The sequence below is a fragment of the Streptomyces sp. NBC_00212 genome (assembly GCF_045206365.1).
In the GTDB taxonomy this organism is placed as follows: domain Bacteria; phylum Actinomycetota; class Actinomycetes; order Streptomycetales; family Streptomycetaceae; genus Streptomyces.
In genome coordinates, this window is sequence record NZ_CP108115.1 from 6,442,315 (window position 1) to 6,469,037 (window position 26,723).

Consider the following 26,723-nt stretch of genomic DNA (forward strand, 5'->3'; position numbering starts at 1 on the left):
TACTCATAAGTTGCCGGGCGGGTTGCCGCTGCGCCCGCCCGGCACGGTAGCGTCGACCCTGCCATGGAACTTGCCTTCATCCCCAGCCCGTCGACCGGTGTGATCCACCTCGGACCGATCCCGCTGCGCGGCTACGCCTTCTGCATCATCATCGGTGTCTTCGTTGCCGTCTGGTACGGCAACAAGCGGTGGGTCGCCCGCGGCGGCCGCTCCGGCACCGTCGCCGACATCGCCGTCTGGGCGGTGCCCTTCGGGCTCGTCGGCGGCCGGCTCTACCACGTCATCACCGACTACCAGCTGTACTTCAGCGACGGTGAGGACTGGGTCAACGCCTTCAAGATCTGGGAGGGCGGCCTCGGCATCTGGGGCGCGGTCGCGCTCGGCGCGGTCGGCGCCTGGATCGGCTGCCGCCGCCGCGGCATCCCGCTCCCCGCCTGGGCCGACGCGCTGGCCCCCGGCCTCGCCTTCGCCCAGGCCATCGGCCGCTGGGGCAACTGGTTCAACCAGGAGCTGTACGGCCGCCCCACCGACGTGCCCTGGGCTCTGAAGATCAGCGAGGGTCCGAACCGGATCGCGGGCACCTACCACCCGACGTTCCTGTACGAGTCCCTGTGGTGCGTCGGCGCCGGCTTCCTGGTCATCTGGGCCGACCGCCGCTTCAAGCTGGGCCACGGCCGGGCGTTCGCGCTGTACGTCGCCACGTACTGCGTGGGCCGCTTCTGGATCGAGTACATGCGGGTCGACGAGGCCCACCACATCCTGGGCCTGCGCCTGAACGACTGGACCGCGGGCGGCGTCTTCGTGCTGGCGGTCGCCTACATCGTGATCTCGACGAAGCTGCGGCCCGGCCGCGAGGAGATCGTCGAGCCGGGTGCGCAGGACGACGCGGCCGAGGAGAAGGACGGCGAGTCCGTGTCCCTGGACAAGGGCGACCCCGCCGAACCCACGGACGAGCTCCCCGACGAGCCCAAGGCGGAGTCGGTGGCATCGGAGCCGGAGCCGAAGAAGGCCTGACGCCCTCCCCGTACATGGCTGAGCCCCCGCTGGTGCCGGAACCCCGGCCACCGGCGGGGGCTCGCTCGTGAAAGCCCCGTACGACCCCTTACGCGTCGATCTCCGTCCTGTACGGCATCGACGTGGCCGCCCCCGGCCGCTGCACCGACAGCGCGGCGGCGCTGGACGCCCAGGCCAGCGCGTCCAGCATCGGGCGGCCCTCGGCCAGGGCCACCGCGAGGGCGCCCACGAAGGTGTCGCCCGCGCCTGTCGTGTCCACGGCGGTGACCGGCGGGGCAAGCACGGCCACCGGCTCCGGCTGCGCCCGGGACGCGTACAGACAGCCCCGCGCGCCCAGCGTGATCACGACCTCGGGCACGTGCGCGAGGAGCGCGACCGCGGCCCGCTCGGGGTCGCCCGAGATGCCGGTCAGCGTCGCGGCCTCGTGCTCGTTGGGCACCAACAGGTCGGTGACGGCGAGGAGTTCGGGGGGCAGCGGCCGGGCGGGCGCGGGGGTCAGGATCGTACGGACCCCGTTGCGCCGGGCCGCTTCCGCGCCGGCCAGGACCGCGCTCATCGGCAGTTCCAGCTGGATCAGCAGGGACCGCGCCTCGGCGATCATCGCGCGGTCCGCGTGGCTGAGCGAGGTGACCGAGCCGTTGGCGCCCGGGATGACGACGATCGCGTTGGCGCCGTCGCCGTCGACCACGATGTGGGCGGTGCCGGAGGGGCCCTCGGTGGTGCGCAGCAGGTCGATGTCGACGCCCGAGTGTTCGAGCGTGGCACGCAGCCGGTCGCCGAACTCGTCCGTACCGACCGCGCCGATCATCGCCACCTCCGCCCCGGCCCGGGCGGCGGCGACGGCCTGGTTGGCGCCCTTGCCGCCGGGGACGGTGCGGAACTCGTGGCCGGTGACGGTCTCGCCGCTGCGCGGCGCGGTGGTGACGTACGCGACGAGGTCCATGTTGGTGCTGCCGAGCACGGTGATCCGGGTCATGCCGGGATTGTCCACCCTGGGCGGCCGGTTCCGTGGGTGCGGGGTGCCCGGCGCGTTCGACGGGGCTGGCCGAAAGGGTGTCCGGCACGTCCTTTTCGCTCCGTCAGGAAGGCCTTACTTACTGAGCCCAACCTCACTAAGTAAGGCCTTACTTGCTGGCGCGGCCCTTACATCGGGCGTAGTTTCAACGGTGTTGAGGGGGCGCGGGACGTGAAGTGCCCGCTGCCGGAAGCAAGGGGATAGCTGTGTCCATCATCGATACCGAAGCGACGCTGCACGAGGCGCACCGCGACAACCACACCCACCGCGATGTCAACGGTGGCTGGCTGCGCCCGGCCGTGTTCGGCGCGATGGACGGCCTGGTCTCCAACCTCGCCCTGATGACGGGCGTCGCCGGCGGCGCGGTCTCGCACCAGACCATCGTCATCACCGGCCTCGCCGGCCTCGCGGCCGGCGCCTTCTCGATGGCGGCCGGCGAGTACACCTCGGTCGCCTCGCAGCGCGAGCTCGTCGAGGCCGAACTCGACATCGAGCGGCGGGAGTTGCACAAGCACCCGGCCGACGAGGAGCGCGAGCTCGCCGAGCTCTACATGTCGCGCGGCGTCGAGCCGAAGCTCGCCCGCGAGGTCGCCCGCCAGCTCTCGCAGGACCCCGAGCAGGCGCTGGAGATCCACGCCCGCGAGGAGCTCGGCATCGACCCGTCCGACCTGCCCTCGCCCACCGTGGCCGCGGTCTCCTCCTTCGCCTCCTTCGCCCTCGGCGCGCTGCTGCCCCTGCTGCCGTACCTGCTGGGTGCGACCGCGCTGTGGCCCGCGGTGCTGCTCGCGCTGATCGGCCTCTTCGGCTGCGGTGCGGTGGTCGCCAAGGTGACGGCCCGCTCGTGGTGGTTCAGCGGTGTGCGCCAGCTGGCCCTCGGCGGCGCCGCGGCCGCCCTCACCTTCGGCATCGGCTCCTTCTTCGGTACCGCCATCGGCTGACGAACGCCGAGGTCGTGACACGGGGCGGTGCCATTCGGCGCCGCCCCGTGTGACGTACGTCCTGCGCGCTTCGCCGCCCCGGGCCGTAGGATGGCGGAGTATGCATGAGGCCACATAAGTAATCGTTACTCGGCGGTTTCGGATCTTTTACCGCCGGGCATAGGCCGTACACACCCAAACCGCACGCCCGCGTGCGCCCCCGTGGGCAATGAAGCCCGCACCCAGGGTGTCCGCATGCTGGAATGCGCTATCCGGTTCCCGAGATACGTTCCATCATGTAACCTGCACGAAATTTCGCAGAGGGCCAACGTCGCCCCTCGGCTACGACTCCCCAAGCTCTCTCCCCCAAGCCCTCGACCTCGTTCGAGCAGGGGGACCCCCAGATCGAGCAGGGAGCCCCCAATGCCACTAACGACGACGGGAGAGCCGATGCGTTCCGACGCCTGGTCGCCCATGGACGGTCGCCCCGCCCAGCAGGGGATGTACGACCCCCGTAACGAGCACGACGCCTGTGGCGTCGGGTTCGTGGCCACCCTCACCGGTGTTGCCAGCCATGAGCTGGTCGAGCAGGCCCTGACCGTACTGCGCAACCTGGAACACCGCGGCGCCACCGGCTCCGAGCCGGACTCCGGTGACGGCGCCGGCATCCTGCTCCAGGTTCCGGACGCGTTCCTGCGCGAGGTCAGTGACTTCGAGCTGCCCGAGGCGGGCTCGTACGCCGTCGGTATCGCCTTCCTGCCCCTGGAGGAGACCAGCGAGGCCGTCTCACGGATCGAGACGATCGCCGGTGAAGAGGGGCTCACCGTACTGGGCTGGCGTGAGGTCCCCGTCACCCCCGCACTGCTCGGCAACGGCGCCCGCGCCACCATGCCCGCCTTCCGCCAGCTCTTCGTGAGCGACGGCAGCTCGTCCGGCATCGCGCTCGACCGCAAGGCCTTCGTGCTGCGCAAGCGCGCCGAGCGGGAGGCCGGTGTCTACTTCCCGTCGCTCTCCGCCCGGACCATCGTCTACAAGGGCATGCTGACCACCGGCCAGCTGGAGCCGTTCTTCCCGGACCTCTCCGACCGCCGCTGCGCCACCACCGTCGCCCTCGTGCACTCGCGGTTCTCCACCAACACCTTCCCGTCCTGGCCGCTGGCCCACCCGTACCGCTTCGTCGCGCACAACGGCGAGATCAACACGGTCAAGGGCAACCGCAACTGGATGGTGGCCCGCGAGTCCCAGCTCGTCTCCAACCTGTTCAACTCGGGCGCCGGCAAGCTCGACCGGATCTTCCCCGTGTGTACGCCGGACGCCTCCGACTCCGCGTCCTTCGACGAGGTGCTCGAACTCCTGCACCTCGGCGGACGCTCGCTGCCGCACTCCGTCCTGATGATGGTCCCCGAGGCGTGGGAGAACCACGAGTCGATGGACCCGGCACGCCGTGCCTTCTACCAGTTCCACGCCACGATGATGGAGCCCTGGGACGGCCCGGCCTGCATCACCTTCACCGACGGCGTCCAGGTCGGCGCGGTCCTCGACCGCAACGGCCTGCGCCCGGGCCGGTACTGGGTGACCGACGACGGCCTCGTGGTCCTGTCCTCCGAGGTCGGCGTGCTCGACATCGACCCGGCGAAGGTCGTCCGCAAGGGCCGCCTGCAGCCCGGCAAGATGTTCCTCGTCGACACCGCCGAGCACCGCATCATCGAGGACGACGAGATCAAGGCGTCCCTCGCCGCCGAGAACCCGTACAAGGAGTGGCTGGAAGCCGGCGAGATCGAGCTGGAGGACCTGCCCGAGCGTGAGCACATCGTGCACACCCACGCCTCGGTCACCCGCCGCCAGCAGACCTTCGGCTACACCGAGGAAGAGCTCCGCGTCATCCTCGCGTCGATGGCCCGCACCGCCGGCGAGCCGCTCGGCTCCATGGGCACGGACTCGCCGATCGCCGCGCTCTCCGAGCGTCCCCGGCTGCTTTTCGACTACTTCACCCAGCTGTTCGCGCAGGTCACCAACCCGCCGCTCGACGCGATCCGCGAAGAGCTCGTGACCAGCCTGCGCTCCACGCTCGGCCCGCAGGGCAACCTCCTTGAGCCGACCGCCGCCTCGTGCCGCAGCGTCACGCTGCCCTTCCCGGTCATCGACAACGACGAGCTGGCGAAGCTGATACACATCAATGCCGACGGCGACATGCCGGGCATGAAGGCCGCCACGCTCTCCGGCCTGTACCGGGTCTCCGGCGGCGGCGACGCGCTGGCCGCCCGCATCGAGGCCATCTGCAAGGAGACCGACGCCGCGATCGAGGACGGCACCCGCCTGATCGTCCTGTCCGACCGGCACTCCGACGCCGAGCACGCGCCGATCCCCTCGCTGCTGCTCACCGCCGCCGTCCACCACCACCTCATCCGTACGAAGCAGCGCACCCAGGTGGGCCTGCTCGTCGAGGCCGGTGACGTCCGCGAGGTGCACCACGTCGCGCTGCTCATCGGTTACGGTGCCGCCGCGGTCAACCCGTACCTCGCCATGGAGTCCGTCGAGGACCTGGTCCGGGCCGGCACCTTCATCGAGGGCCTGGAGCCCGAGCAGGCCATCCGCAACCTGATCTACGCGCTCGGCAAGGGCGTCCTGAAGGTCATGTCGAAGATGGGCATCTCGACCGTCGCCTCCTACCGCGGAGCCCAGGTCTTCGAGGCCGTCGGTCTCGACGAGGCCTTCGTCCAGAAGTACTTCATCGGCACCGCGACGAAGATCGGCGGTGCGGGCCTGGACGTGGTCGCGCGCGAGGTCGCCGCCCGGCACGCCAAGGCATACCCCGCCTCCGGCGTCCCCTCGGCGCACCGCGCCCTGGAGATCGGCGGCGAGTACCAGTGGCGCCGCGAGGGCGAGCCGCACCTGTTCGACCCGGAGACGGTCTTCCGCCTCCAGCACGCGACGCGCAACAAGCGCTACGACATCTTCAAGCAGTACACGGACCGCGTGAACGAGCAGTCCGAACGCCTCATGACGCTGCGCGGCCTCTTCGGCTTCACCAGTGAGCGCGAGCCGATCTCCATCGACGAGGTCGAGCCGGTCTCCGAGATCGTCAAGCGCTTCTCGACCGGCGCCATGTCGTACGGCTCCATCTCGCGCGAGGCCCACGAGACGCTCGCCATCGCCATGAACCAGCTGGGCGGCAAGTCCAACACCGGCGAGGGCGGCGAGGACGCGGACCGCCTGTACGACCCGGCGCGCCGCTCCTCCATCAAGCAGGTCGCCTCCGGCCGCTTCGGGGTGACCAGCGAGTACCTGGTCAACGCGGACGACATCCAGATCAAGATGGCGCAGGGCGCCAAGCCCGGCGAGGGCGGCCAGCTGCCCGGCCACAAGGTCTACCCGTGGGTCGCCAAGACCCGGCACTCCACCCCGGGCGTCGGCCTCATCTCGCCGCCGCCGCACCACGACATCTACTCCATCGAGGACCTGGCTCAGCTGATCCACGACCTCAAGAACGCCAACCCGGCCGCGCGCATCCACGTGAAGCTCGTGTCCGAGGTCGGCGTCGGGACGGTCGCCGCGGGTGTCTCCAAGGCGCACGCGGACGTCGTCCTCATCTCCGGCCACGACGGCGGTACGGGCGCATCGCCGCTGACGTCGCTCAAGCACGCCGGTGGACCGTGGGAGTTGGGCCTCGCCGAGACCCAGCAGACCCTCCTCCTCAACGGCCTGCGCGACCGCATCGTCGTGCAGACCGACGGCCAGCTCAAGACCGGCCGCGACGTCATCATCGCCGCGCTGCTCGGCGCCGAGGAGTTCGGTTTCGCGACCGCGCCGCTCGTCGTCTCCGGCTGCGTCATGATGCGCGTCTGCCACCTGGACACCTGCCCGGTCGGCATCGCCACCCAGAACCCGGTCCTGCGCGACCGCTTCTCGGGCAAGCCCGAATTCGTCGTGAACTTCTTCGAGTTCATCGCCGAAGAGGTCCGCGAGATCCTGGCCGAGCTCGGCTTCCGCACGATCGAGGAGGCCGTCGGCCACGCCGAACTCCTCGACACCGACCGGGCCGTGACCCACTGGAAGGCCCAGGGCCTCGACCTGGAGCCGCTGTTCTACGTGCCCGAGCTGCCCGAGGGCGCCGTGCGCCACGCGGCGATCGAGCAGGACCACGGCCTGGCGAAGGCGCTGGACAACGAGCTGATCAAGCTCGCCGCCGACGCCCTTGAGGCCGAGTCCGCCGAGGCCGCCCAGCCGGTCCGCGCGCAGATCGCGATCCGCAACATCAACCGGACCGTGGGCACCATGCTCGGCCACCAGGTGACGAAGAAGTTCGGCGGTGCGGGCCTGCCCGACGACACCATCGACATCACCTTCACCGGCTCGGCCGGCCAGTCCTTCGGCGCCTTCCTGCCGAGCGGAGTGACCCTGCGCCTGGAGGGCGACGCCAACGACTACGTCGGCAAGGGCCTCTCCGGCGGCCGCGTCATCGTCCGCCCGGACCGGGGCGCCGACCATCTCGCCGAGTACTCGACGATCGCCGGCAACACGATCGCGTACGGCGCGACCGGCGGCGAGCTGTTCCTGCGGGGCCGCACCGGCGAGCGCTTCTGCGTCCGCAACTCGGGTGCCACCGTCGTCTCGGAGGGCGTGGGCGACCACGGCTGCGAGTACATGACCGGCGGCCACGCGGTCGTCCTCGGCGAGACCGGGCGCAACTTCGCGGCCGGCATGTCCGGCGGCATCGCCTACGTCGTCGACCTGGACCGGGACAACGTCAACTCCGGGAACCTGAACGCCATCGAGACACCGGGCGACACCGACAGGCAGTGGCTGCACGACGTCGTGCGCCGCCACTTCGAGGAGACCGGCTCGACGGTCGCCGAGAAGCTGCTCGCCGACTGGTCCGTGAACGTGGACCGCTTCAGCAAGATCATCCCGACCACGTACAAGGCCGTGCTCGCCGCCAAGGACGCCGCTGAGCTCGCCGGTCTCTCCGAGCAGGAGACCACCGAGAAGATGATGGAGGCGGCGACCAATGGCTGACCCCAAGGGCTTCCTGACCACCGGGCGCGAGGTCGCCAAGACCCGCCCGGTGGGCGAGCGCCTCAAGGACTGGAACGAGGTCTACGTTCCCGGTTCGCTGCTGCCGATCATCAGCAAGCAGGCCGGGCGCTGCATGGACTGCGGCATCCCGTTCTGCCACAACGGCTGTCCGCTGGGGAACCTGATCCCCGAGTGGAACGACTACGCCTACCGCGAGGACTGGCAGGCAGCCTCCGAGCGCCTGCACGCCACGAACAACTTCCCGGAGTTCACCGGGCGGCTGTGCCCGGCTCCCTGCGAGTCGGCGTGTGTGCTCGGCATCAACCAGCCCGCCGTCACCATCAAGAACGTCGAAGTCTCGATCATCGACAAGGCGTGGGACACCGGCGACGTCAGGCCGCAGGCGCCCGAGCGCCTCTCCGGCAAGACCGTCGCGGTCATCGGCTCGGGCCCGGCGGGCCTGGCCGCCGCCCAGCAGCTGACCCGGGCGGGACACACGGTCGCCGTGTACGAGCGCGCCGACCGCATCGGCGGCCTGCTGCGCTACGGCATCCCCGAGTTCAAGATGGAGAAGGTGCACATCAACCGCCGCATCGAGCAGATGCGCGCGGAGGGCACCAAGTTCCGTACCGAGGTCGAGATCGGCCGCGACATCGACGCAGCGAAGCTGCGCAAGCGCTACGACGCCGTCGTCATCGCGGCCGGCGCCACGGTCTCCCGCGATCTCCCCGTCCCTGGACGGGAGTTGAACGGCATCCACTTCGCGATGGAGTACCTGCCGCTCTCGAACAAGGTGCAGGAGGGCGACTTCGTCACCCCGCCGATCACCGCAGAGGGCAAGCACGTCGTGGTGATCGGCGGCGGCGACACCGGCGCGGACTGCGTGGGCACCGCCCACCGCCAGGGCGCGGCCTCCGTCACCCAGCTGGAGATCATGCCGAAGCCGGGCGACGAGCGGAACCCGGGCCAGCCCTGGCCGACGTTCCCCATGCTCTACAAGGTGACCTCCGCGCACGAGGAGGGCGGCGAGCGCGTCTACTCGGTCTCGACCACCCACTTCGAGGGCGACGAGGACGGCAACGTCCAGTTCCTGCACCTCGTCGAGGTCGAGTTCGTCGGCGGCAAGCTGACCCAGAAGCCGGGCACGGAGCGCAGGATCCCCGCCCAGTTGGTCACCCTCGCCATGGGCTTCACCGGCACCGACCAGGCCAACGGCCTGGTGGCGCAGTTCGGCCTGGAGCTCGACGAGCGCGGCAACGTCGCGCGTGACGCGGACTTCGCGACCAACGTCGACGGCGTGTTCGTCGCCGGTGACGCGGGCCGCGGCCAGTCCCTGATCGTCTGGGCGATCGCCGAGGGCCGCTCCGCGGCGCGCGGCGTCGACCGCTACCTGACCGGCGCGAGCGACCTGCCCGCCCCGATCCGCCCCACGGACCGCGCGCTCACGGTTTAGCGCCCCAGGGTCCAGGACCCCTCATACGTCCCGTACAACGACGTGCGGAACTGACCGGCGCCCGCCCCACTGTCCCCGACCGGACGACTGGGCGGGCGCCGCGGCGTGTTCGGGCCACGGCCGGCGCCACGTATTGACTATTAGTCAATTGCGCTCCACCCTCGGGACGAGCCGCCGTCCGTCACCGGGAGGTCCCGTGAGCAACGAAGCGTTGTCGCAGTTGAGTACGGAGCTTGGGGCCGCGCCCCCGGACTCCCTGGCCGAGCTGACGACCGATCAACTCTCTTTCCTGGCAGGCGCGTTGCGCAAGGAGCGCGAGAGCCGGGCGGCCGGTCTCGGCGAGGCCGCCGAAGAGGCCCTGAAGCTCGTGCCCGCCCTCGCCCGCGGCCCCGTCCGCCGCATCCTCTTCAAGTGAGGCCGGTCATGGACACCCGCGACAAGCTCCGCAACCGTGCCGAGACCGAGAAGATCGCGGCCCTGCTCGGCGAGCGCCCCGAGCGCCTCGCCTTCCTCGAAACCCTGCCCGCCGAGGACCTGAAGAAGCTCCGCGAACAGGCGGTGGCCGCCCTGTTCGACGGCATGCCGGACATGCTCGACCGCATCGCGCGGGCCACCAAACTCGTCCCTGCCGGGGTCGCCGCCGCCATCTCGCAAAAAGCCCTCGGCCCGCGCCTCGCCGCCGCCGTAGCGGGCCGGCTCGAACCGGCCCGGGCCGCCGACATCATCGAAAAACTCCCCGTGGCGTTCACCGCGGCGTCCTGCGCCCACCTGGACCCGCGCCGCATCGCGGGCATCGTCGACCGCCTCGACGAGAACCTGCTCGTACGGATCTCGGTCACCCTCGCCGAACGCGGCGACCACCTCACGATGGGCCGCTTCGTCGGCCACCTGCGCGACTCGGCGCTGACCCGCATCCTGCCGCAGGTCGACGACGCGGTGGTCCTGAGGACGGGGTTCGCGGTGGACCAGCCCCAACGCCTCGGCAGGATCGTCGAGTTGATGGGCGACGAGCGCCTGGCCCAGGTCATCGCGTCGGCGGCCGACGGCCTGTGGCCCGAGGCCCTGGCGGTCGCGGGCATGGTGACGGGGGACCAGCGCGCCCGCATCGCGACGCTGGCCGCGCGCCAGCCCCAGGACCGACTGGACACGCTGGTACGGACGGTGGCCGACCAGGACCTGTGGGAGTCGCTGCTCCCGCTGGTGGCCCTGCTTGGCGAGGAGGACCGCCGGGCAGTGGCCGTACTGCCCTCCCTGAGGGACCCGTCGGTCCTGGCCGGCATGGTCCCGGCGGTGGTGGCGACCGCGTTGTGGGCGGAGTTCCTGCCGCTGGTGGAGCTGCTGCCCGAGGAGTCCCGCAAGGTGGTGGCGGACGCGGCAGGCGCCCTGACGGACGAGGACCTGGACGCCCTGACGAGAGAGGTGGACAAACAGAACCTGTGGGAACTGGTGCTGCCGCTGGTGGAGTTGATGGCGGACGCGGCGAAGGAGCGAATCTTCGCGCTGCCGGCTTTCCAGGACCAGGCCCCGTAGCACTCGGCGCGGGCGACCAAACCCCGTAAAGGGCGCGGGGCTGTGACATGGTGCGGCTCCGCCGCGTGGCGCGCCCAGCCACGGATGGCCCGCAGACGAACACCTGCACCGCCAGTGGAGCGACCCCGCATCGCGGTACCCTCGGCACTCCCGACCCCGTCGGAACGGAGACGAGGCGCATGCCCGCACTGTCCCTCCGAAACGTGGAGGAGACCGCGCCCGCGCTCGTCTCCCTCTACAAGAGCGCCGCCGTGTCCCTGGAGAAGCACGGGCTCGACGACGAGACCGCTGCTGTCTACCTCGTCGTCGACTACTCCGGCTCGATGCGCCCGTACTTCAAGAACGGCAGCGTGCAGGCGCTCGCCGACCGAGTGTTGGGCCTCTCCGCCCATCTCGACGACGACGGCCGGGTGCCGGTGGTCTTCTTCTCCACCGGCATCGACGCCGAGACGGAGATCGCCCTGGAGAACCACCACGGGCGCATCGAGCGCATCGTGGCCAACCTCGGCCACATGGGCCGGACCAATTATCACGTGGCCATGGACGCGGTCATCGACCACTATCTGGAGAGCGGCGCGAGCGCCCCCGCGCTCGTCGTCTTCCAGACGGACGGCGGCCCCAGCAGCCGCCTCGCGGCCGAGCGGTACGTCTGCAAGGCGGCCACGCTGTCGATGTTCTGGCAGTTCATCGGCTTCGGCGACCCCCGCGGCCACCAGTTCGACTTCCTGCGCAGGCTCGACGAACTGGCCGTCCCCCGATACCGCTGCGTCGACAACGCCGGGTTCTTCGCCGCCGGGACCGACCCGCGCAGGGTGAGCGACGCCCAGCTGTACGACCGGCTGCTCGGCGAGTTCCCGCACTGGCTGCGCGCCGCCCGGGCGGAAGGGATCGTACGGTGAGGACGCTGCGGGCCGCCGAACGCAGGGCCGTGCCGTGGAAGAACGGTGGCGGGGTGACCCGGAGTGTCGCCGCCCACCCCGAAGGGTCGGGGACGGCGGAGTTCGAGTGGCGGGTCAGCCTCGCGGACGTCGGCGCGGACGGCCCGTTCTCCGGGTTTCCGGGCGTGGACCGGATCCTCACCGTCGTCGAGGGCGCCGGAATGGACCTCACCGTGAACGGTCAACGCCGCCTGGTGGACGAGCGGTTCGTGCCCCAGCACTTCCCCGGCGACGCCCCCACCGACTGCCGGCTCCTGGCCGGTCCCGTCGTCAACTTCAACGTGATGTTCCGCCGGGGCCGCCCCGCCCCGGCGGTCGCCGTGGTGCGGGGCGGCCTGACGATCACCGGGCCCGCCCTGGTCGTCGCTCTCGACGCGCCCGCCCGCGTCGACGGCGTACGCCTGGGTCCGTACGACGCGGTGCTCACCGAGGAGGGCGGTGCGGTGGTGCGGGCCGAGGGGCACGCGGCCGTCGTCACCCTCCCGGCGCGGCAATCCGGACAGGAGATGTCGGGTATCTGAGGTTTCCTGGAGCCATGGCAACCAAGGAGACAAGAACCACGGCGGTCGGCTGGAGCGAGTTCCGGCGGGCCGAGGCGCAGTTCGCCGAGCGCGTCGAGGCGCGGTTCACGATGTACAAGCACCATGTCCTGGCGACGCTGCGCAAGGACGGCTCGCCCCGGGTGACCGGCCTGGAGGTGGAGTTCCAGGGCGGCGAGCTCTGGCTCGGCATGATGCCGAACTCGATGAAGGCCCTCGACCTGCGCCGCGACCCGCGCTTCGCCGTGCAGGCCAACCCCGGCCCGGACGCAGAGATGGCGGACGGCGACGTGCGGGTCAGCGGCCGCGCGGTGGAGGTCACGGACCCCGAGGTGATGGCCGCCTTCGCCTCGCAGGTCGAGCCGCCCGAGCCGTTCCACCTCTTCCGCGCCGAGCTGACCGAGGTCGTCTGGACGGGCCTCGACAACGACGAACTGGTCGTCCGGGCCTGGCGGCCCGGTGCCGCGCTGCGCACGCTGCGGCGCGGCAATGACGACGGAGTCCGCGAGGACGCCTGAGGCGCCAGGAGTTACAGTCGCCCTGGGCATGCGACGGATTCGAAGATCCAGGGGAATTCATGAGCAGCGAGCACAACAACGGCCCGGTCACCCTCGTCACCGGCGGGGCGAGCGGGATCGGCGCCGCTACCGTCCGGCGGCTCCTGGACGGCGGCCACCGGGTCGCCGTCACCGGCCGCGACCAGGCGAGGCTGGACGCCTTCGCGGCCGAACTCGGCGCGGGGGAGCGGGTGTTGGCGGTCGCCGCCGACACCACCGACCTCGCCTCGATCGGCGCCGCGGTCGAGGCGACCGTCAAGGACTTCGGGCGGCTCGACCACGTCGTCGCCAACGCCGGGTTCTCCACCCACGACAACCTCGCCGACGGCGACCCCGAGCACTGGCGCGAAATGCTCATGGTCAATGTGCTGGGCCCGGCCGTCCTGGTGAAGGCCGCGCTGCCCGCGCTCACCGAGAGCGGCGGCCGCATCGTGATGGTGGGCAGCACGGCGGGGATCAAGAACACGCCCGGCAACATGTACTCGGTGACCAAGGGCGCGCTGACCTCGCTCGCCGAGAACACCCGGGTCCTGGTCACCGGCTCGGGCGTCGGCGTGACGCTGGTCGCGCCGGGCCGGGTGGACAGCCCGTTCTGGTCGAGCCACCCGACGGGCGTCGTCCCGGACGGCCCCGCGATGACCCCGGAGGACGTGGCCGAGGCCATCGTCTGGGCGCTGGCCCAGCCGGCCGGGGTCGAGGTGAACCAGGTGGTGGTCCGCCCCACGGGGCAGGTCCACTGAGCCGCTCGGATCAACCCTGCGGGGCGCATTGCCCCGTTCGGATCGGCGCTGGAGAAACAAGCCCCTCCGGCGATTGAGGAGCGGGGGTCCGGGGGCGGAACCCCCGGTACCCGAGCGTGAACCCCGCTCAGCCGTCCAGTACTGTCGCGCGGCACGCCGATGGCGAACCCCACGCATCCCTCAGCGGACGCGCCTTCCGCAGCCACAGCGACAGGTCGAGCTCCTGGGTGTAGCCCACCGCACCGTGCAGTTGCAGCGCGGTGCGGGCGGCGGCGTACGCGGCCTCGCCCGCCGTCACCTTCGCCGCGGCCACATCCCCCGGCGCGAGCGACAGCGCCGCCCCGTACAGCAGCGGCCGCGCGAACTCCACCGCGACCAGCGTGTCCGCGAGGCGGTGCTTGACCGCCTGGAACGACCCGATGGGCGCCCCGAACTGGGTGCGCTGCTTGACGTACGCCACGGTGCGGGCAAGCAGCGCCTCCGCGATCCCGAGGCACTGGCCTGCCGCGGCGAGCCGTGCCCGGACCGTGGCGTACGCGACGGCCTCTGCCAACTGGGGCCCGGTGGCGAGGAGTTCACCGCCGGGCAGCGGGCGGGAGAGGCGCCGGGCCGGGTCGGCCGAGGGCTGGACGGGGCCGTGGCCCGGCGCGAGCCGCACCTCCTGGCCCGTGACGGCGAGCACCACGTCCGCCGCGTCCGCGTCGAGCGCGTACGGGCTCGCGCCCGGGAACAGCACGCTCGCCGCGCACGCACCCGACGCGATCGAGGGCAGCAGCCGCTTGGCCGGGCCCTCCTCGCCGAGCTCCGCGAGCCGGCCGAGCAGGGCGGCCGCGGCGACCGTCTCCACGAGCGGGCCCGGTACCGCGTGCCGCCCCAACTCCATGCAGGAGAGGGCCAGTTCGACGGGCAGCGGCCCGACCCCCTCGTACGCCTCGGGCGTGGCGAGCGCGAACACCCCGGCCTCGGCGATGCGGGACCACAGGGCGCGGCCCGGCCCCGCGTCCCCCGCGCCCCAGGCCCGCACCGCCGAGGGCGTGTCGGCGGCGGTCAGCATCGCGTCGAGGGAGCGGGCGAAGGCGAGCTGTTCCGGGGTGAGCAGGAACCTCATCGGCGGCCCTTCGGCAGGCCGAGCAGGCGCTCGGCGATGATGTCGCGCTGGATCTCGTTCGTCCCGGCGTAGATCGGACCGGCCAGCGAGAAGACGTGGTTCTCGGCCCAACTCCCGTATTCGAGAGCCTCGTTGGCATCGTCGGACAGTTCGCCGTACGGGCCGAGCAGGTCGAGGGCGGTCTCGTGCAGGGCGATGTCGTACTCCGACCAGAACACCTTGTTGAGGCTCGACTCGGCGCCGATCGTCTCGCCCGCGGCGAAGCGGGCGGCGCCCGCGCAGGTGAACAGCTGATAGGCGCGCGCCCCGATCACCGCGTCCGCGACCCGGTCGCGCAGCGCGGTGTCCGCCGGGTCTCCCTGCGCGCGCCACAGCTCCACGAGCCGCGCGGCCGAGGCGAGGAAGCGGCCGGGGGAGCGCAGCATCAGGCCGCGCTCGTTGCCGGTCGTGGACATGGCGATCCGCCAGCCCGCGCCCACCTCGCCGATGACGTCCTCGTCGGGTACGAAGACGCCGTCGAGGAACAGCTCGGCGAAGGCCGGCTTGCCGTCGAGGCGCCCGATGGGCCGGACCGTCACACCGGGCGCCCGCAGGTCGAACATCAGGTAGGTGAGGCCCTGGTGGGGCCTCGCCGCGTCCGGATCCGTACGGAAGATGCCGAAGGCGCGGTCGGCGAACGCGGCCCGCGACGACCAGGTCTTCTGCCCCGAGAGCAGCCAACCACCCTGCGTGCGCACGGCTTTGGACCGCAGGGACGCGAGGTCGGAGCCGGCCTCCGGCTCGGACCAGGCCTGCGCCCAGATCGTGGCGCCGCTCGCCATGTCCGGCAGGATCCGCGCGCGCTGCTCGGGCGTGGCGTGGTCGAACAGGGTGGGCGCGAGGAGGTTGATGCCGTTCTGGGAGACGCGCCCCGGGCCGCCTGCCGCGAAGTACTCCTCCTCGAAGACCAGCCACTTGAAGATGTCGACGCCCCGGCCCCCGTACTCCTCGGGCCACGACACCACCGACCAGCGGTCCGCGGAAAGGCGCGCCTCCCACTCCCGGTGCGCGGCGAAACCCGCCTCGGTCTCCAGCGAGGGGAGTGGCGTGGCAGGGACGTGCGCCGCGAGCCAGTCGCGCGCCTCGGCCCGGAAGGCCTCCTGATCGGGCGTGGGGTCCAGGTCCATGGGTACGGCACACCATCCTTCCCTAACAAGTGTTTGGTAGGTTAACGTGGCGCCGTGACGGACAACAAGGCTCAGTACGTGCCGGGCCACGGCCTCCTCGACGGCCGCACCGCCGTCGTCACGGCGGCGGCCGGCGCCGGGATCGGCGGCGCCACCGCCCGCAGGCTCCTCGAAGAGGGCGCCCGCATCGTCATCGGCGACGCCCACGCCCGCCGCTTGGGGGAGACCGAGCGGGCGCTCGCCGCCGAGTTCGGTGCGCACAACGTCGCCTCCCTCCCCTGTGACGTGACCGACGAACAGCAAGTCACCGCGCTTTTCGAGCTCGCCGCGCGCGAACACGGCGGACTTGACATCGTCGTCAACAACGCGGGCCTCGGCGGCACTTGCTCCCTCGTCGACATGAGCGACGAAGCCTGGTCCAAGGTCCTCGACGTCACCCTGAACGGCACCTTCCGCTGCATGAGGGCGGCCCTGCGCGCCTTCGAGGAGTCCGGCCGGGGCGGCGTCATCGTCAACAACGCGTCCGTCGTCGGCTGGCGCGCCCAGGCGGGCCAGGCCCACTACGCCGCGGCCAAGGCGGGCGTCATGGCGCTCACCCGGTGCGCGGCGGTCGAGGCCGCCGCGCTCGGAGTGCGGGTCAACGCGGTCGCGCCCAGCCTCGCCATGCACCCGCACCTGGTGAAGGTCACCTCCGCCGAACTCCTCGAAGAGCTCACCGCCCGCGAGGCGTTCGGCCGGTACGCGGAGCCCTGGGAGGTCGCCAACGTCATCGTGTTCCTGGCCAGCGGCTACTCCTCGTACCTGACCGGCGAGGTCGTCTCCGTCAGCAGCCAGCACGCCTAGGGGGCAGCACAATGGGCGGGTGCCGACGAACAAGAAGAAGACGCAGGTGACCGCCTCGCCCGAGCGGCGGCGCGAACTCCTGGCCACCGCGGCCGAGGTGTTCGCCGCCCACGGGTACAACGCCACCACCGTCCGGAAGATCGCCGACGAGGCGGGCCTGCTCGCGGGCAGCCTCTACTACCACTTCGACTCCAAGGAGTCGATGCTCGACGAAATCCTCTCGACCTTCCTGGGCGAGCTCTGGGAGGGCTACGACGCCGTGCTCGCCGCCGGGCTCGGCCCGCGGGAGACCATCGAGGCCCTCGTCACCGAGTCCTTCCGCGAGATCGACCGGCACCGCGCCGCCGTCGCGATCTACCAGAAGGAGTCCAAGCACCTGGCCGCCCTGCCCCGCTTCCACTACCTGACCGACTCGCAGCAGAAGTTCGAGAAGGCATGGCTGGGAACCCTTGAGCGCGGGGTCGCCTCGCACGCCTTCCGCGCCGACCTGGACATCCGCCTCACCTACCGCTTCGTGCGCGACACGGTGTGGGTGGCCGCGTCCTGGTACCGCCCCGGCGGCCGGCACAGCCCGGAGGAGATCGCCCGCCAGTACCTCTCGATGGTCCTGGACGGAATCGCCGTACGTACGTAACTCGCTTACCTGATTGGGGAGTTGGCATGTCCGAGGCCTACATCGTCGAAGCGGTGCGCACCCCGGTGGGCCGGCGCGGGGGAGGGCTCTCGGGGGTCCACCCCGCGGACCTCGGCGCCCACGTCCTCAGGGCGCTCGTCGAGCGCGTCGGCGTCGACCCGGCCGCCGTCGAGGACGTCGTCTTCGGCTGCCTGGACACCGTGGGCCCGCAGGCCGGCGACATCGCCCGTACGTCCTGGCTGGCGGCGGGCCTGCCCGAAGAGGTCCCCGGCGTCACCATCGACCGCCAGTGCGGCTCGTCGCAGCAGGCGATCCACTTCGCGGCGCAGGGCGTGCTCTCGGGCACCCAGGACCTGGTGGTCGCGGGCGGCACCCAGAACATGTCGATGATCCCGATCGCCTTCGCCTCCCGCCAGGCCGCCGAACCGCTCGGCCTGACCGACGGCCCCTACCTCGGCAGCGAGGGCTGGCGCGCCCGCTACGGCGAGGCGCCGGTGAACCAGTTCCACGGCGCACAGCTGATCGCCGAGAAATGGGGGATCTCGCGCCTCGACATGGAGGAGTTCGCGCTGCGCTCGCACCGGCGGGCGGTCCGCGCCATCGACGAGGGCCGCTTCGGGCGGGAGACCGTCGCGTACGGAGCCGTCACCACGGACGAGGGGCCGCGCCGGGACACCACCCTGGAGAAGATGGCGGGCCTCAAGCCCGTCATGGACGGCGGCACGATCACCGCGGCCTGCTCCTCCCAGGTCTCCGACGGTGCGGCCGCCCTCCTCATCGCCTCCGAGCGCGCCGTCGCCGAGCACGGACTGACCCCGCGCGCCCGCATCCACCACCTCTCGGTACGCGGCGAAGACCCCATCCGCATGCTGTCCGCCCCGATCCCGGCCACCGCCTACGCCCTGAAGAAGACCGGCATGAACATCGACGACTTCGACCTGGTCGAGATCAACGAGGCGTTCGCGCCGGTGGTGCTCGCCTGGCTGAAGGAGACCGGCGCGGACCCGGCCCGGGTCAACGTCAACGGCGGCGCGATCGCGCTCGGCCACCCGCTCGGCGCGAGTGGCGTCAAGCTGATGACGACGCTGCTGCACGAGCTGGAGCGCACCGGCGGCCGCTACGGCCTCCAGACGATGTGCGAGGGCGGCGGCCAGGCCAACGTGACGATCATCGAGCGGCTGTAGGCGCGGGGGACGCAGCCGCGACAAGGGGACGCCGCCGGCTGCGTCCCCCCGGCGACGAGTACGTGACGAGCCACACGGACGTGCCGCACGGCGGCGTGCTATCGTGGTGGCTGTTGCAGTTTTGGTACCCATATACTTTATGTGCGCCTGACGGGAATGATCCTCAGGCGCATTATTTGTTTCCGGGGTTTCTCCGGATGGGCTCAATGCGGCGACGAGGAATCCGTAAATCCGCGGATTTCCGGAACTGCCCCTGTCTTAGGAGAAATGACATGGCTACTGGCACCGTGAAGTGGTTCAACTCGGAAAAGGGCTTCGGCTTCATCGAGCAGGACGGCGGCGGCCCCGACGTCTTCGCCCACTACTCCAACATCGCCTCCTCCGGCTTCCGTGAGCTCCTTGAGGGCCAGAAGGTCTCCTTCGAGGTCACCCAGGGCCAGAAGGGCCTGCAGGCGGAGAACATTCTCCCCGCCTAATCGCCGACGAGGCGTATTTTGCAGCCGCGGATTTAGCGGCTCGCGAATTTCGCAGCCGGGGCCCGCACCCTCAGGTGCGGGTCCCGGCTTGTGCTGTCTTGTCCCAGGAAGGCAAATCCGTATGACGCGCATGACCAGCAAGCGCTCCGGTGCCGGTTCCGGTGCCGGTACCGGCTCCCGTTCCGGTTCCGGTTCCAGTTCCGGTGCCCGCAGGGGTTCCGGCCGGCCCGCCGCCAAGTCCACGAAGCCCGCCAAGGGCCGGACCATGGCGCCGCAGGGCGAATTCAAACTGCCCGAGACCCTCACCCCCGCGCTGCCCGCCGTCGAGGCCTTCGCCGACCTGGACATGCCCGCGGCGCTCCTCAAGACGCTCGACGCGCAGGGCGTGACCGAGCCGTTCCCGATCCAGGGCGCCACCCTGCCGAACTCGCTCGCGGGCCGCGACATCCTCGGCCGCGGCCGCACCGGCTCCGGCAAGACCCTCGCCTTCGGCCTCGCCCTGCTCGCCCGCATCGCGGGCCGGCGCGCCGAGCCCAAGGCGCCGCTCGCCCTCGTCCTCGTACCGACGCGTGAGCTCGCGCAGCAGGTCACCGACGCGCTCACGCCGTACGCGACGGCCGTCAACCTGCGCCTCACCACGGTCGTGGGCGGCCTCTCCATCACCAAGCAGTCCAATGCACTGCGCCGCGGCGCCGAGGTCATGGTCGCCACCCCGGGCCGGCTCAAGGACCTCATAGAGCGGGGTGACTGCTCACTGGAGAACGTGGGCATCACCGTCCTCGACGAGGCCGACCAGATGGCCGACATGGGCTTCATGCCGCAGGTCACCGCGCTGCTCAAGCAGGTCGAGCCGGACGGCCAGCGGATGCTGTTCTCGGCGACCCTGGACGCCAACATCGACCGCCTGGTCCGGATGTTCCTCACCGACCCGGTGGTGCACTCCGTCGACCCGTCGGCCGGCGCGGTCACCACGATGGAACACCACGTCCTGTACGTGATGGACGAGACCGACAAGAAGGCCGTCACCACGCGCATCGCGGCCCGCGACGGGCGCGTGATCATGTTCCTGGACACCAAGCGGTCCGTGGACCGGCTGGTCAAGCGGCTGCTCTCCAGCGGTGTCCGCGCGGCGGGCCTGCACGGCGGGCGCTCGCAGCCGCAGCGCAACCGCACGCTGGACCAGTTCAAGAACGGCCAGGTCACGGCACTGGTCGCGACGAACGTCGCCGCGCGCGGCATCCACGTCGACGACCTGGACCTGGTCGTCAACGTCGACCCCCCGACGGACCACAAGGACTACCTCCACCGCGGTGGGCGTACCGCTCGCGCGGGCGAGTCGGGCAGTGTCGTCACGCTCGTGCTGCCCGAGGAGAAGCGCGAGATGACCAAGCTCATGTCCTTCGCGGGCATCCGTCCTCGGACGGCGGAGATCAAGTCGAGCTCCGAGGAGCTCGTACGGGTCACGGGGGCGCGGGAGCCGTCCGGCGTGCCGGTGGTCATAGAGGTGCCGGCTCAGCCGGAGCCGAAGCGGGCTGCGTCCGGGCGTAGTCGGGGTCGCCGCGGCGGGCAGGGTTCCCGCGGGGGCGCGGGCCAGCCCTCCGCGTCCCGCTCGCAGGGTTCGGGTCAGCCTTCCGGGGCTCGTACGCAGGGTTCGGGTCAGCCTTCCGGGGCTCGCTCGCAGGGTTCCGCTGCTGGCAGGCAGGGTGCGGCTTCCCGTTCGCAGGGTTCTGGCTCTGCTCGGCAGGGTGCGGCTTCCCGCGCGCAGGGTGGGCGCGGGCGCCGGTCCGGGGCCTGATTCCTTCCCCACCCCGCCCCTTCCCTAGAGCCTCCGGCGGTTGGAGGGAGAAAGGGGGTTTCCTGGGGCTGTGCCCCAGACCCCCTGCGGGGACTTCGTCCCCTGCACCCCTGTCGGGGGCTCCGGCCCCGGACCCCCGTTCGCGCCTGAAGGGCGCTCGTCCTCAATCGCCGGACGGGCTGAGGATGCCTCTGCGAGCCAGCACCGCCCGTGCCCCGGTCCCGCTAAGGGGCGCGGGGAACTGCGCGACCAGCCATGTACGGTCCGCGGTCGAAGGCGGGGTTCAAGGGGCGCGGGGAACTGCGCAACCAAGGGGCCCGCACCCCGCAGGCGGACCCCGCACCCAACCCCTCCCGCGAAGCGGAGCCGCGGGGTCTGGGGCTCGGCCCCGAGAGGCATCGGGGTGCCAAACCTCAACCCGCCGCCCGCAGAGGGCACCCCGTGCCGGCCCGTGCCTCAAGCTCGGCGCGCAGGGCCGCGAGTTCGCTCATGCGGGTGTCGATGACCCTGATCTTCTCCTCGAACAGCGCGGACAGCGCCCCCGCACTGTCCGGCGCGTCCCGCAACTCCTCGCCGGTCCGGGCGATCTCGGCCAGCGAGAACCCCAACGCCTGGGCGGTGCGCACGTACTGGAGCCACGGCACCGTCTCCGGCGGGAAGTCGCGGTAGCCGTTCGGCAGCCGTCGGCCCGTGACGAGGCCGACCTTCTCGTAGAAGCGGATGGCGTCCCTGCTCAGCCCCGCCTGCGCGGCCAGCTCCCCGATGCGCACGGCTCTCCTCCGGATTGCGAACTGCGAAACGCGAAACGCGAACTGCGTAATTCCTACTGCGGACTTGACCTTGGACAGTACTCCACTGTTTAGCGTCGAGGCGTTCATGCAGGAGACCGCCAGCAGGAGACCCGCCGTGATCCGTTCCACGACCCGTTCTGTGCCCCGTTCCGTGCCTCCCTTCCGTCCCAGCTATCTGCGCGCCGTACGCGCCAGCGCCTGGTACGACCTCGTCGTCACCGCAGGATTCGCCACCCCCTGGACCTACACGCTGGTGCACGACGCGCTGTCGAAGCTCGGGGGCGGGCTCGGGCTCGGCACCCTGCCCGCCCTGGCTCCGATGGAGATGCTCTACGCGAACCTCATGGGGTCGGTGGTCGTCGTCTGGGCGCTGCTGCGGATCGTCAGGCCGTTGGCCGTGCACGGGCTGTTCGACGGGGTCGCGCGTACGCTCTTCGCCTCGTGGCAGGCGTACGCGCTCGCCCACGGCGCCCCGCGCTGGCTGTGGCTGTTCTTCGTGGTCGAGGTCTCGTTCGGTGTCGTCGAGCTCGCACCCTGGGGGCGGGCCCGGCGCGCCGACCGCGTGCGTGCCTCCGCCTGAATCAGCTCACCAGCCTGGACCGCAGCGCCGCCAAGTCGCCGAGGCTCAGGCCCAGCCCCTGCGTCAGGTACCCGTACAAGTCACCGTACTGGGACGACAGTTGAGCGAGTGCCGCGTTCAGGTAGTCGAGGCGCACTTCCTGCAGCGGGATCAGCAGGTCAGGGTTCTGCATCATGCCCGACTGCTTCAGGCCCGCCCGCAGTGCCGCGTCCGCCGCCGCCCGGAAGCCGTTGGACGCCAGGTAGTCCTGCTGGGCCGTCGCGTCCGGCACCCCGAGAGCGCGCAGGAGCACGTAACTCTCCCAGCCCGTACGGTCCTTGCCCGAGGTGCAGTGGAAGAGCAGCGGCCCCCGCCCCGCCGCCAGATCCTTCAGTGTCGCTCCGAACTGCGCGCGGCTCGCCGGGTCCGAGACGAAGTCCTGGTACACCGTCCGCATGAGGGCCTCCGCCTTGCCGTGGCCCAGCATCGCGTCCTGCTTCGCCGGGTCCTTGGACCCGATCGCCGCCAGCATCTGCGCGTACAGGCCGCTGTCGGAGACCGGGCGCGCGGTCGGGGCGAGCCCGGCGGGGAGGCGGTCGGGGCCGTCGTACTGGAGCTCCAGCGGCACCCGGAAGTCGACCACCTCGCGCAGGCCGAGCCGCGAGAGCGTCGTGATGTCCGCGTCTGTTGTCTTGTTCAGGGCGTCCGCCCGATAGACGAGCCCGTACCGGACCCGCTTGCCGTCGTACGTCCCATAGCCGCCCAGATCACGGGCGTTGACCGCGCCCTGCAGGACGACCTGGTGGATCGGCGACGCCGCCTGCCGGTGCGCGCCGCCGACAGCCACGGCCGGCGCCGCCGTCGGCATGCCCACCGCCAGGATCGCGGCGACCACGGCGGCCGCCACCCTGGCACGTGTCACCTTGCGGATGGAGTGGTGATGGTTCATGGGGGATCGATCAACTCCCTTGCGTCTAAGGGGGATTCGTCCAAATGGGATTGAAGGGATTTACTCTGCCGTCGGCAGGGTGGCCAGCACGTGCGCGGCCTCCATCAGCACGCGGGTGATCAGTTCCTCGCAGCTCGGGAGGTCCTCGATCAGCCCGGCGACCTGGCCCGAGGCCATTACGCCGAGATCGGTGCGGCCCTCGACCATCGACGCCCGCAGCAGCATCGGAGTGTTCGCGGCCAGGAGCGTCTGGCTCCAGGTCAGGTTCTTGCCGCGCTTCATCGCTATGCCGTCCCTGACCAGTTGGGGCCAGCTCAGGCCGGAGATCTTCCGGAAGCCGGATGCCCGGCGCACCGCCTGCGCCAGCGCCCTGACGCGGCCGGCCCCTTCCAGCGACGCGACGAGTTCCGTACGGAGCATGCGATGCGGCAGCCCGTCCACGGCCGTCGTCACGGTGACGTCCTTGACCGTCGCTTCCAGGTACTTCGCCTTGACCGCGTCCGGGACCGTGGAGTCCGAGGTAAGGAGGAAGCGGGTGCCCATCGCCACGCCCGCCGCGCCGAAGGCGAGCGCCGCCACCAGGCCCCGGCCGTCGTGGAAGCCGCCCGCCGCGATCACCGGGATGTCGACCGCGTCCACAACCTGCGGCAGCAGAACGGTAGTTGCCACCTCACCGGTGTGGCCGCCGCCCTCGCCGCCCTGCACGATCACCGCGTCCGCGCCCCACGCCGCGACCTTCTCGGCATGCCGCCGCGCGCCGATGGAGGGGATCACGACGACGCCCGCGTCCTTCAGCTCGGCGATGAGTTCGCGGGAGGGGGCGAGCGCGAAGGACGCCACGCGCACGCCCTCGTCGATGATGATCCGGACCCGCTCGCGGGCATCGGCGGCATCGGCCCGCAGATTGACCCCGAACGGCTCCTCCGTACGGGACTTGACCTCCCGCACCGCCAGACCCAACTGCTCGGTCGTCATCGTGGCGGAGGCGAGGATGCCCAGGGCGCCCGCGTTCGCGGTGGCCGAGACCAGGCGGGGGCCCGCGACCCAGCCCATGCCGGTCTGCACGATCGGATGCCGGACGCCGACCAGCTTCGTCAGCGCCGTCTCCAGGCGGGGCGTCGTCACGGCTTGACCTCGCGGTCGCGCAGGTCGTCCGGGTCGATGACCTCTCGGATGAGGCGGAGTTCCTCGGGGGTGGGTGCGCGGGTGTACGCAGGCTCGTCGAGGCCGGACAGGTCGAACGCCGTCGCCTCCCGCACCTGGTCGACCGTCACTCCCGGATGCAGCGACACCACCCGCATCGAGTGGTCCGGCGTCGCGAAGTCGAAGACGCCCAGGTCGCTCACGACACGCGGGATGCGGTGGTAGCGCGTCGCGGACGGGCCCGCGGCCGCCGCGCTGTCGTAGCCCACCCCGCTGATCAGGTCGACCTTCGGCACGAAGACCCGGGTCGAGTGCTTCGGGACCCAGTAACTCACGGGATTATTAAGGGTGTTGACCGGTGCGCCGCGTACGCCGAGGAGCTGGCGGGCGGGCTGCTTCCAGTCGCCGATGCAGGAGATGTTCTGGTTGCCGAACCGGTCGATCTGGCTCGCGCCCATCATGACGTGCCGCCGGCCGCCGGTGACCATCGCGAGGTGCTGGCGGTACGGCAGCCAGCCCTCGGGCTCCCCGTCGAGGCCGACCAGCATCGCCTCGCCGTCGGTGAGCAGCAGGTCGGGCGAGAAGGTGCGCCGGGCGAGCCGCGCGCCGACCGACGGGATCAGACCCATGGGGCTCGCCAGGACCTCCCCGTTGTCGCGCCAGGCCTCGGCGCAGGCGATCACGCAGTACTCGGCGCGGCTGACACGCACGGTGCTGGTCGTCATTTTTGCTCCTCGTGCCAGCTCTGCACGGCCGACTGGTAGGACTTCTCGTCGGGCCCGGACAGGAAGCGCTCGGCGAACTCGGGCCAGGGCGTGCTCGCGTACAGCTTCTGGAACGGCTCGTCGCGGCCGTAGTCGGGGACGCAGGACGTGAAGTGCGCGCCGTTCGGACTCTCCACGACTCCGGTCACCGCATACCGCTTGACCAGCAGGGACTGCGGCACGGCGGCCCCGAAGCCGTCCACGATCCGCTCGCAGGAGACGTACGCGCTGTCGGCGGCCTCGCAGAACAGGTCGTCGAAGTACGGGTCGGGTCCGAGGTACTGGCCGTTGCCGAGCCGGTCCGCGCGGTTGAGGTGGACGAGCGCCGCGTCCATGCGCAGGGCCGGCATCGCGACGAACGTCTCGCCGTCCTCGTACGGTGAAGTGACCGTACGCAGCGCCGGGTTGACCCGCATCACGTCGGAGCCGATGCCCGCGCGGACCGGCAGGAACGGCAGCCGGTTGGCGGCCGCGTGCAGCCCCCACATGAACATCGCCTCGTCGACCTCCATCAGCTCGAACGCGCCCGCCTGGCGGGCCGCGCGGAAGTGCGGCTCCAGGGGGATCGAGTCGAGCGTGGCGAAGGGCGCGACCAGTTTGCGGATCCTCCCGGTGGCGGCGAGCAGGCCGACGTCGGGGCCGCCGTACGAGATCACCGTGAGGTCGGTGACAGGGGAGCGGAGCAGGGCGCGCACCAGCGCCATCGGTTTGCGACGCGAGCCCCAGCCGCCGATGCCGATGGTCATGCCGCTGCGCAGCCGCGCGACGACGTCCTCGGGCGTCATGGTCTTGTCCGTCACGGGGAGGCCTCCTCGGTGGCCGGTGCGCGGGAGGTGTCGGGTGCTCCGAAGGTGTCGCGGACGCGGTCGGCGACGCCGCTGAGGTTGGCTTCGAAGGTGAAGCCCTGCTCGAAGCGGTAGCTGCGGCGTATGTCGACCGGGTCGATGCCGTTGATGGCGGCCTTGGCGAGCCGGATCAGCGTGCCGTCCTTGCGGGCGATCTCCCGGGCCAACTCCAGTGCTGCATGCGGGAGTTCATCGCGGGGGACCACCTTCCACACCGAGCCGTGGGCGTGCAGCTCCTGGGCCGTCGCCGTGCGCGAGGTGTAGTACAGCGCGCGCATGAGGTGCTGCGGGACCAGGCGGGCGAGGTGGGTGGCGGCGCCGAGTGCGCCGCGGTCCAGTTCGGGCAGGCCGAAGACGGCGTCGTCGCTCGCCACGATCGCGTCCGCGTTGCCGGCCAGGCCGATGCCGCCGCCGAGGCAGAACCCGCCGACCGCCGCGACGACCGGCACCTCGCACTCGTACACGGCGGCGAAGGCCTCGTAACAGCCCCGGTTCGCGCCGATGAGGGCGGTGTGGCCGGGGTCGCGCTGCATCTCCTTGATGTCGACCCCGGCGTTGAAGCCGCGGCCCTCGGCGGCGAGCACCACGCAATGGTTCTCGGGGTCGCGCCCGGCCGCGCGGACCGCGTCGGCGAGGTCGTACCAGCCCTGCACGGGGAGGGCGTTGACGGGCGGGAAGTCGACCGTGACGTGGCAAATCCCCTTCTCGGGGCTTGAGGTGGAGACACCCATGGGCGGATCAGCTACC

At 71.2% G+C, this 26,723-nt stretch carries 25 protein-coding genes; 16 read left to right on the forward strand and 9 right to left on the reverse strand.

The genetic code is table 11. The annotated features are described in order from the left end of the window. Positions 1–63: 63 nt before the first annotated feature. Positions 64–1,014: a prolipoprotein diacylglyceryl transferase gene (gene lgt / locus OHA17_RS29360; protein ID WP_406509043.1), complete on the forward strand. Its 951-nt coding sequence runs from the start codon at positions 64–66 to the stop codon at positions 1,012–1,014. Between the two features lie 88 nt (positions 1,015–1,102). On the opposite strand, the gene rbsK is transcribed toward lgt, so the two are convergent. After that, positions 1,103–1,990 (reverse strand): ribokinase, encoded by an 888-nt coding sequence (rbsK, locus tag OHA17_RS29365; RefSeq protein ID WP_398876778.1) that lies wholly within the window; start codon positions 1,988–1,990, stop codon positions 1,103–1,105. A 245-nt stretch (positions 1,991–2,235) separates the two neighbouring features. Here rbsK and OHA17_RS29370 point away from each other — a divergent pair, with 245 nt between their 5' ends. From OHA17_RS29370 to OHA17_RS29410, 9 genes are all read left to right on the forward strand, one after another. Further along, a complete protein-coding gene (locus OHA17_RS29370) occupies positions 2,236–2,967 on the forward strand; it encodes a VIT1/CCC1 transporter family protein (protein WP_398876777.1) in 732 nt (243 codons plus the stop codon). Between the two features lie 429 nt (positions 2,968–3,396). Beyond that, positions 3,397–7,962 (forward strand): glutamate synthase large subunit, encoded by a 4,566-nt coding sequence (gltB, locus tag OHA17_RS29375; protein ID WP_406509044.1) that lies wholly within the window; start codon positions 3,397–3,399, stop codon positions 7,960–7,962. Next, positions 7,955–9,415: a glutamate synthase subunit beta gene (locus OHA17_RS29380; RefSeq protein ID WP_398876775.1), complete on the forward strand. Its 1,461-nt coding sequence runs from the start codon at positions 7,955–7,957 to the stop codon at positions 9,413–9,415. Before gltB ends, OHA17_RS29380 begins: the two co-directional genes overlap by 8 nt. A 196-nt stretch (positions 9,416–9,611) precedes the next feature. Then, entirely contained in the window at positions 9,612–9,830 is a 219-nt protein-coding gene (locus OHA17_RS29385) for a hypothetical protein (RefSeq protein WP_406509045.1), read from the forward strand. An 8-nt stretch (positions 9,831–9,838) separates the two neighbouring features. Beyond that, a complete protein-coding gene (locus OHA17_RS29390; protein ID WP_406509046.1) occupies positions 9,839–10,945 on the forward strand; it encodes a hypothetical protein in 1,107 nt (368 codons plus the stop codon). Positions 10,946–11,124: 179 nt separating this feature from the next. Then, positions 11,125–11,844: a vWA domain-containing protein gene (locus OHA17_RS29395; protein WP_406509047.1), complete on the forward strand. Its 720-nt coding sequence runs from the start codon at positions 11,125–11,127 to the stop codon at positions 11,842–11,844. Continuing rightward, positions 11,841–12,404: a HutD family protein gene (locus tag OHA17_RS29400; protein WP_406509048.1), complete on the forward strand. Its 564-nt coding sequence runs from the start codon at positions 11,841–11,843 to the stop codon at positions 12,402–12,404. The genes OHA17_RS29395 and OHA17_RS29400 overlap by 4 nt, the downstream gene beginning before the upstream one ends. Before the next feature lie 14 nt (positions 12,405–12,418). Then, on the forward strand, positions 12,419–12,940 hold the full coding sequence (locus tag OHA17_RS29405; protein ID WP_406509049.1) for a pyridoxamine 5'-phosphate oxidase family protein: 522 nt from the start codon (positions 12,419–12,421) through the stop codon (positions 12,938–12,940). A gap of 59 nt (positions 12,941–12,999) precedes the next feature. Then, a complete protein-coding gene (locus tag OHA17_RS29410) occupies positions 13,000–13,719 on the forward strand; it encodes an SDR family oxidoreductase (protein ID WP_406509050.1) in 720 nt (239 codons plus the stop codon). A gap of 127 nt (positions 13,720–13,846) precedes the next feature. Here OHA17_RS29410 and OHA17_RS29415 read toward each other — a convergent pair whose 3' ends face one another. Both OHA17_RS29415 and OHA17_RS29420 read right to left on the reverse strand, forming a co-directional pair. Then, positions 13,847–14,827, reverse strand: coding sequence for an acyl-CoA dehydrogenase family protein (locus OHA17_RS29415; protein ID WP_406509051.1), 981 nt, complete (start codon positions 14,825–14,827; stop codon positions 13,847–13,849). Continuing rightward, complete coding sequence (locus OHA17_RS29420) at positions 14,824–15,993, reverse strand: acyl-CoA dehydrogenase family protein (RefSeq protein ID WP_406509052.1); 1,170 nt, start codon at positions 15,991–15,993, stop codon at positions 14,824–14,826. Before OHA17_RS29420 ends, OHA17_RS29415 begins: the two co-directional genes overlap by 4 nt. Before the next feature lie 54 nt (positions 15,994–16,047). On the opposite strand from OHA17_RS29420, the gene OHA17_RS29425 reads away from it, so the two are divergent. From OHA17_RS29425 to OHA17_RS29445, 5 genes are all read left to right on the forward strand, one after another. Beyond that, complete coding sequence (locus OHA17_RS29425; protein ID WP_406509053.1) at positions 16,048–16,836, forward strand: SDR family oxidoreductase; 789 nt, start codon at positions 16,048–16,050, stop codon at positions 16,834–16,836. 19 nt (positions 16,837–16,855) lie between these two features. Next, on the forward strand, positions 16,856–17,470 hold the full coding sequence (locus tag OHA17_RS29430) for a TetR/AcrR family transcriptional regulator (protein WP_406509054.1): 615 nt from the start codon (positions 16,856–16,858) through the stop codon (positions 17,468–17,470). A gap of 26 nt (positions 17,471–17,496) precedes the next feature. After that, positions 17,497–18,654, forward strand: coding sequence for an acetyl-CoA C-acetyltransferase (locus OHA17_RS29435; protein ID WP_406509055.1), 1,158 nt, complete (start codon positions 17,497–17,499; stop codon positions 18,652–18,654). Between the two features lie 272 nt (positions 18,655–18,926). Beyond that, entirely contained in the window at positions 18,927–19,130 is a 204-nt protein-coding gene (locus OHA17_RS29440; protein WP_053727847.1) for a cold-shock protein, read from the forward strand. Between the two features lie 121 nt (positions 19,131–19,251). Continuing rightward, positions 19,252–20,925, forward strand: coding sequence for a DEAD/DEAH box helicase (locus OHA17_RS29445; RefSeq protein WP_406509056.1), 1,674 nt, complete (start codon positions 19,252–19,254; stop codon positions 20,923–20,925). A 413-nt stretch (positions 20,926–21,338) separates the two neighbouring features. Here OHA17_RS29445 and OHA17_RS29450 read toward each other — a convergent pair whose 3' ends face one another. Beyond that, a complete protein-coding gene (locus OHA17_RS29450; RefSeq protein ID WP_406509057.1) occupies positions 21,339–21,695 on the reverse strand; it encodes a MerR family transcriptional regulator in 357 nt (118 codons plus the stop codon). Between the two features lie 160 nt (positions 21,696–21,855). On the opposite strand from OHA17_RS29450, the gene OHA17_RS29455 reads away from it, so the two are divergent. Continuing rightward, positions 21,856–22,296 carry a hypothetical protein gene (locus OHA17_RS29455; RefSeq protein WP_406510838.1) on the forward strand — a complete coding sequence of 147 codons (441 nt, stop codon included), beginning with the start codon at positions 21,856–21,858 and terminating at the stop codon, positions 22,294–22,296. A gap of 1 nt (position 22,297) precedes the next feature. Here OHA17_RS29455 and OHA17_RS29460 read toward each other — a convergent pair whose 3' ends face one another. The 5 genes from OHA17_RS29460 to OHA17_RS29480 are packed head-to-tail and all read right to left on the reverse strand — an operon-like array spanning position 22,298 to position 26,707. Further along, a complete protein-coding gene (locus OHA17_RS29460) occupies positions 22,298–23,224 on the reverse strand; it encodes a tyrosine-protein phosphatase (protein WP_406509058.1) in 927 nt (308 codons plus the stop codon). A 60-nt stretch (positions 23,225–23,284) separates the two neighbouring features. Further along, positions 23,285–24,334 carry an NAD(P)H-dependent flavin oxidoreductase gene (locus tag OHA17_RS29465; RefSeq protein ID WP_406510839.1) on the reverse strand — a complete coding sequence of 350 codons (1,050 nt, stop codon included), beginning with the start codon at positions 24,332–24,334 and terminating at the stop codon, positions 23,285–23,287. Positions 24,335–24,345: 11 nt separating this feature from the next. Then, positions 24,346–25,092: a CoA-transferase subunit beta gene (locus OHA17_RS29470; RefSeq protein ID WP_398876760.1), complete on the reverse strand. Its 747-nt coding sequence runs from the start codon at positions 25,090–25,092 to the stop codon at positions 24,346–24,348. Further along, the gene (locus OHA17_RS29475; protein WP_406509059.1) at positions 25,089–25,931 is read right to left on the reverse strand and encodes a CoA transferase subunit A; all 843 of its coding nucleotides are present in this window, start codon (positions 25,929–25,931) and stop codon (positions 25,089–25,091) included. The genes OHA17_RS29470 and OHA17_RS29475 overlap by 4 nt, the downstream gene beginning before the upstream one ends. Then, on the reverse strand, positions 25,928–26,707 hold the full coding sequence (locus OHA17_RS29480) for an enoyl-CoA hydratase family protein (protein WP_406509060.1): 780 nt from the start codon (positions 26,705–26,707) through the stop codon (positions 25,928–25,930). Before OHA17_RS29480 ends, OHA17_RS29475 begins: the two co-directional genes overlap by 4 nt. Positions 26,708–26,723 lie beyond the last annotated feature (16 nt).

What these genes read in the sequence shown, in the direction of transcription:
- OHA17_RS29415 (WP_406509051.1), bottom strand. Translation starts at nt 14,827, where the DNA reads ATGAGGTTCCTGCTCACCCCGGAACAGCTCGCCTTCGCCCGCTCCCTC.
- OHA17_RS29445 (WP_406509056.1), top strand. Translation starts at nt 19,252, where the DNA reads ATGACGCGCATGACCAGCAAGCGCTCCGGTGCCGGTTCCGGTGCCGGT.
- OHA17_RS29380 (WP_398876775.1), top strand. Translation starts at nt 7,955, where the DNA reads ATGGCTGACCCCAAGGGCTTCCTGACCACCGGGCGCGAGGTCGCCAAG.
- OHA17_RS29440 (WP_053727847.1), top strand. Translation starts at nt 18,927, where the DNA reads ATGGCTACTGGCACCGTGAAGTGGTTCAACTCGGAAAAGGGCTTCGGC.
- OHA17_RS29405 (WP_406509049.1), top strand. Translation starts at nt 12,419, where the DNA reads ATGGCAACCAAGGAGACAAGAACCACGGCGGTCGGCTGGAGCGAGTTC.
- OHA17_RS29435 (WP_406509055.1), top strand. Translation starts at nt 17,497, where the DNA reads ATGTCCGAGGCCTACATCGTCGAAGCGGTGCGCACCCCGGTGGGCCGG.
- OHA17_RS29390 (WP_406509046.1), top strand. Translation starts at nt 9,839, where the DNA reads ATGGACACCCGCGACAAGCTCCGCAACCGTGCCGAGACCGAGAAGATC.
- OHA17_RS29395 (WP_406509047.1), top strand. Translation starts at nt 11,125, where the DNA reads ATGCCCGCACTGTCCCTCCGAAACGTGGAGGAGACCGCGCCCGCGCTC.
- OHA17_RS29460 (WP_406509058.1), bottom strand. Translation starts at nt 23,224, where the DNA reads ATGAACCATCACCACTCCATCCGCAAGGTGACACGTGCCAGGGTGGCG.
- OHA17_RS29470 (WP_398876760.1), bottom strand. Translation starts at nt 25,092, where the DNA reads ATGACGACCAGCACCGTGCGTGTCAGCCGCGCCGAGTACTGCGTGATC.
- lgt (WP_406509043.1), top strand. Translation starts at nt 64, where the DNA reads ATGGAACTTGCCTTCATCCCCAGCCCGTCGACCGGTGTGATCCACCTC.
- OHA17_RS29420 (WP_406509052.1), bottom strand. Translation starts at nt 15,993, where the DNA reads ATGGACCTGGACCCCACGCCCGATCAGGAGGCCTTCCGGGCCGAGGCG.
- OHA17_RS29410 (WP_406509050.1), top strand. Translation starts at nt 13,000, where the DNA reads ATGAGCAGCGAGCACAACAACGGCCCGGTCACCCTCGTCACCGGCGGG.
- OHA17_RS29480 (WP_406509060.1), bottom strand. Translation starts at nt 26,707, where the DNA reads ATGGGTGTCTCCACCTCAAGCCCCGAGAAGGGGATTTGCCACGTCACG.
- rbsK (WP_398876778.1), bottom strand. Translation starts at nt 1,990, where the DNA reads ATGACCCGGATCACCGTGCTCGGCAGCACCAACATGGACCTCGTCGCG.
- gltB (WP_406509044.1), top strand. Translation starts at nt 3,397, where the DNA reads ATGCGTTCCGACGCCTGGTCGCCCATGGACGGTCGCCCCGCCCAGCAG.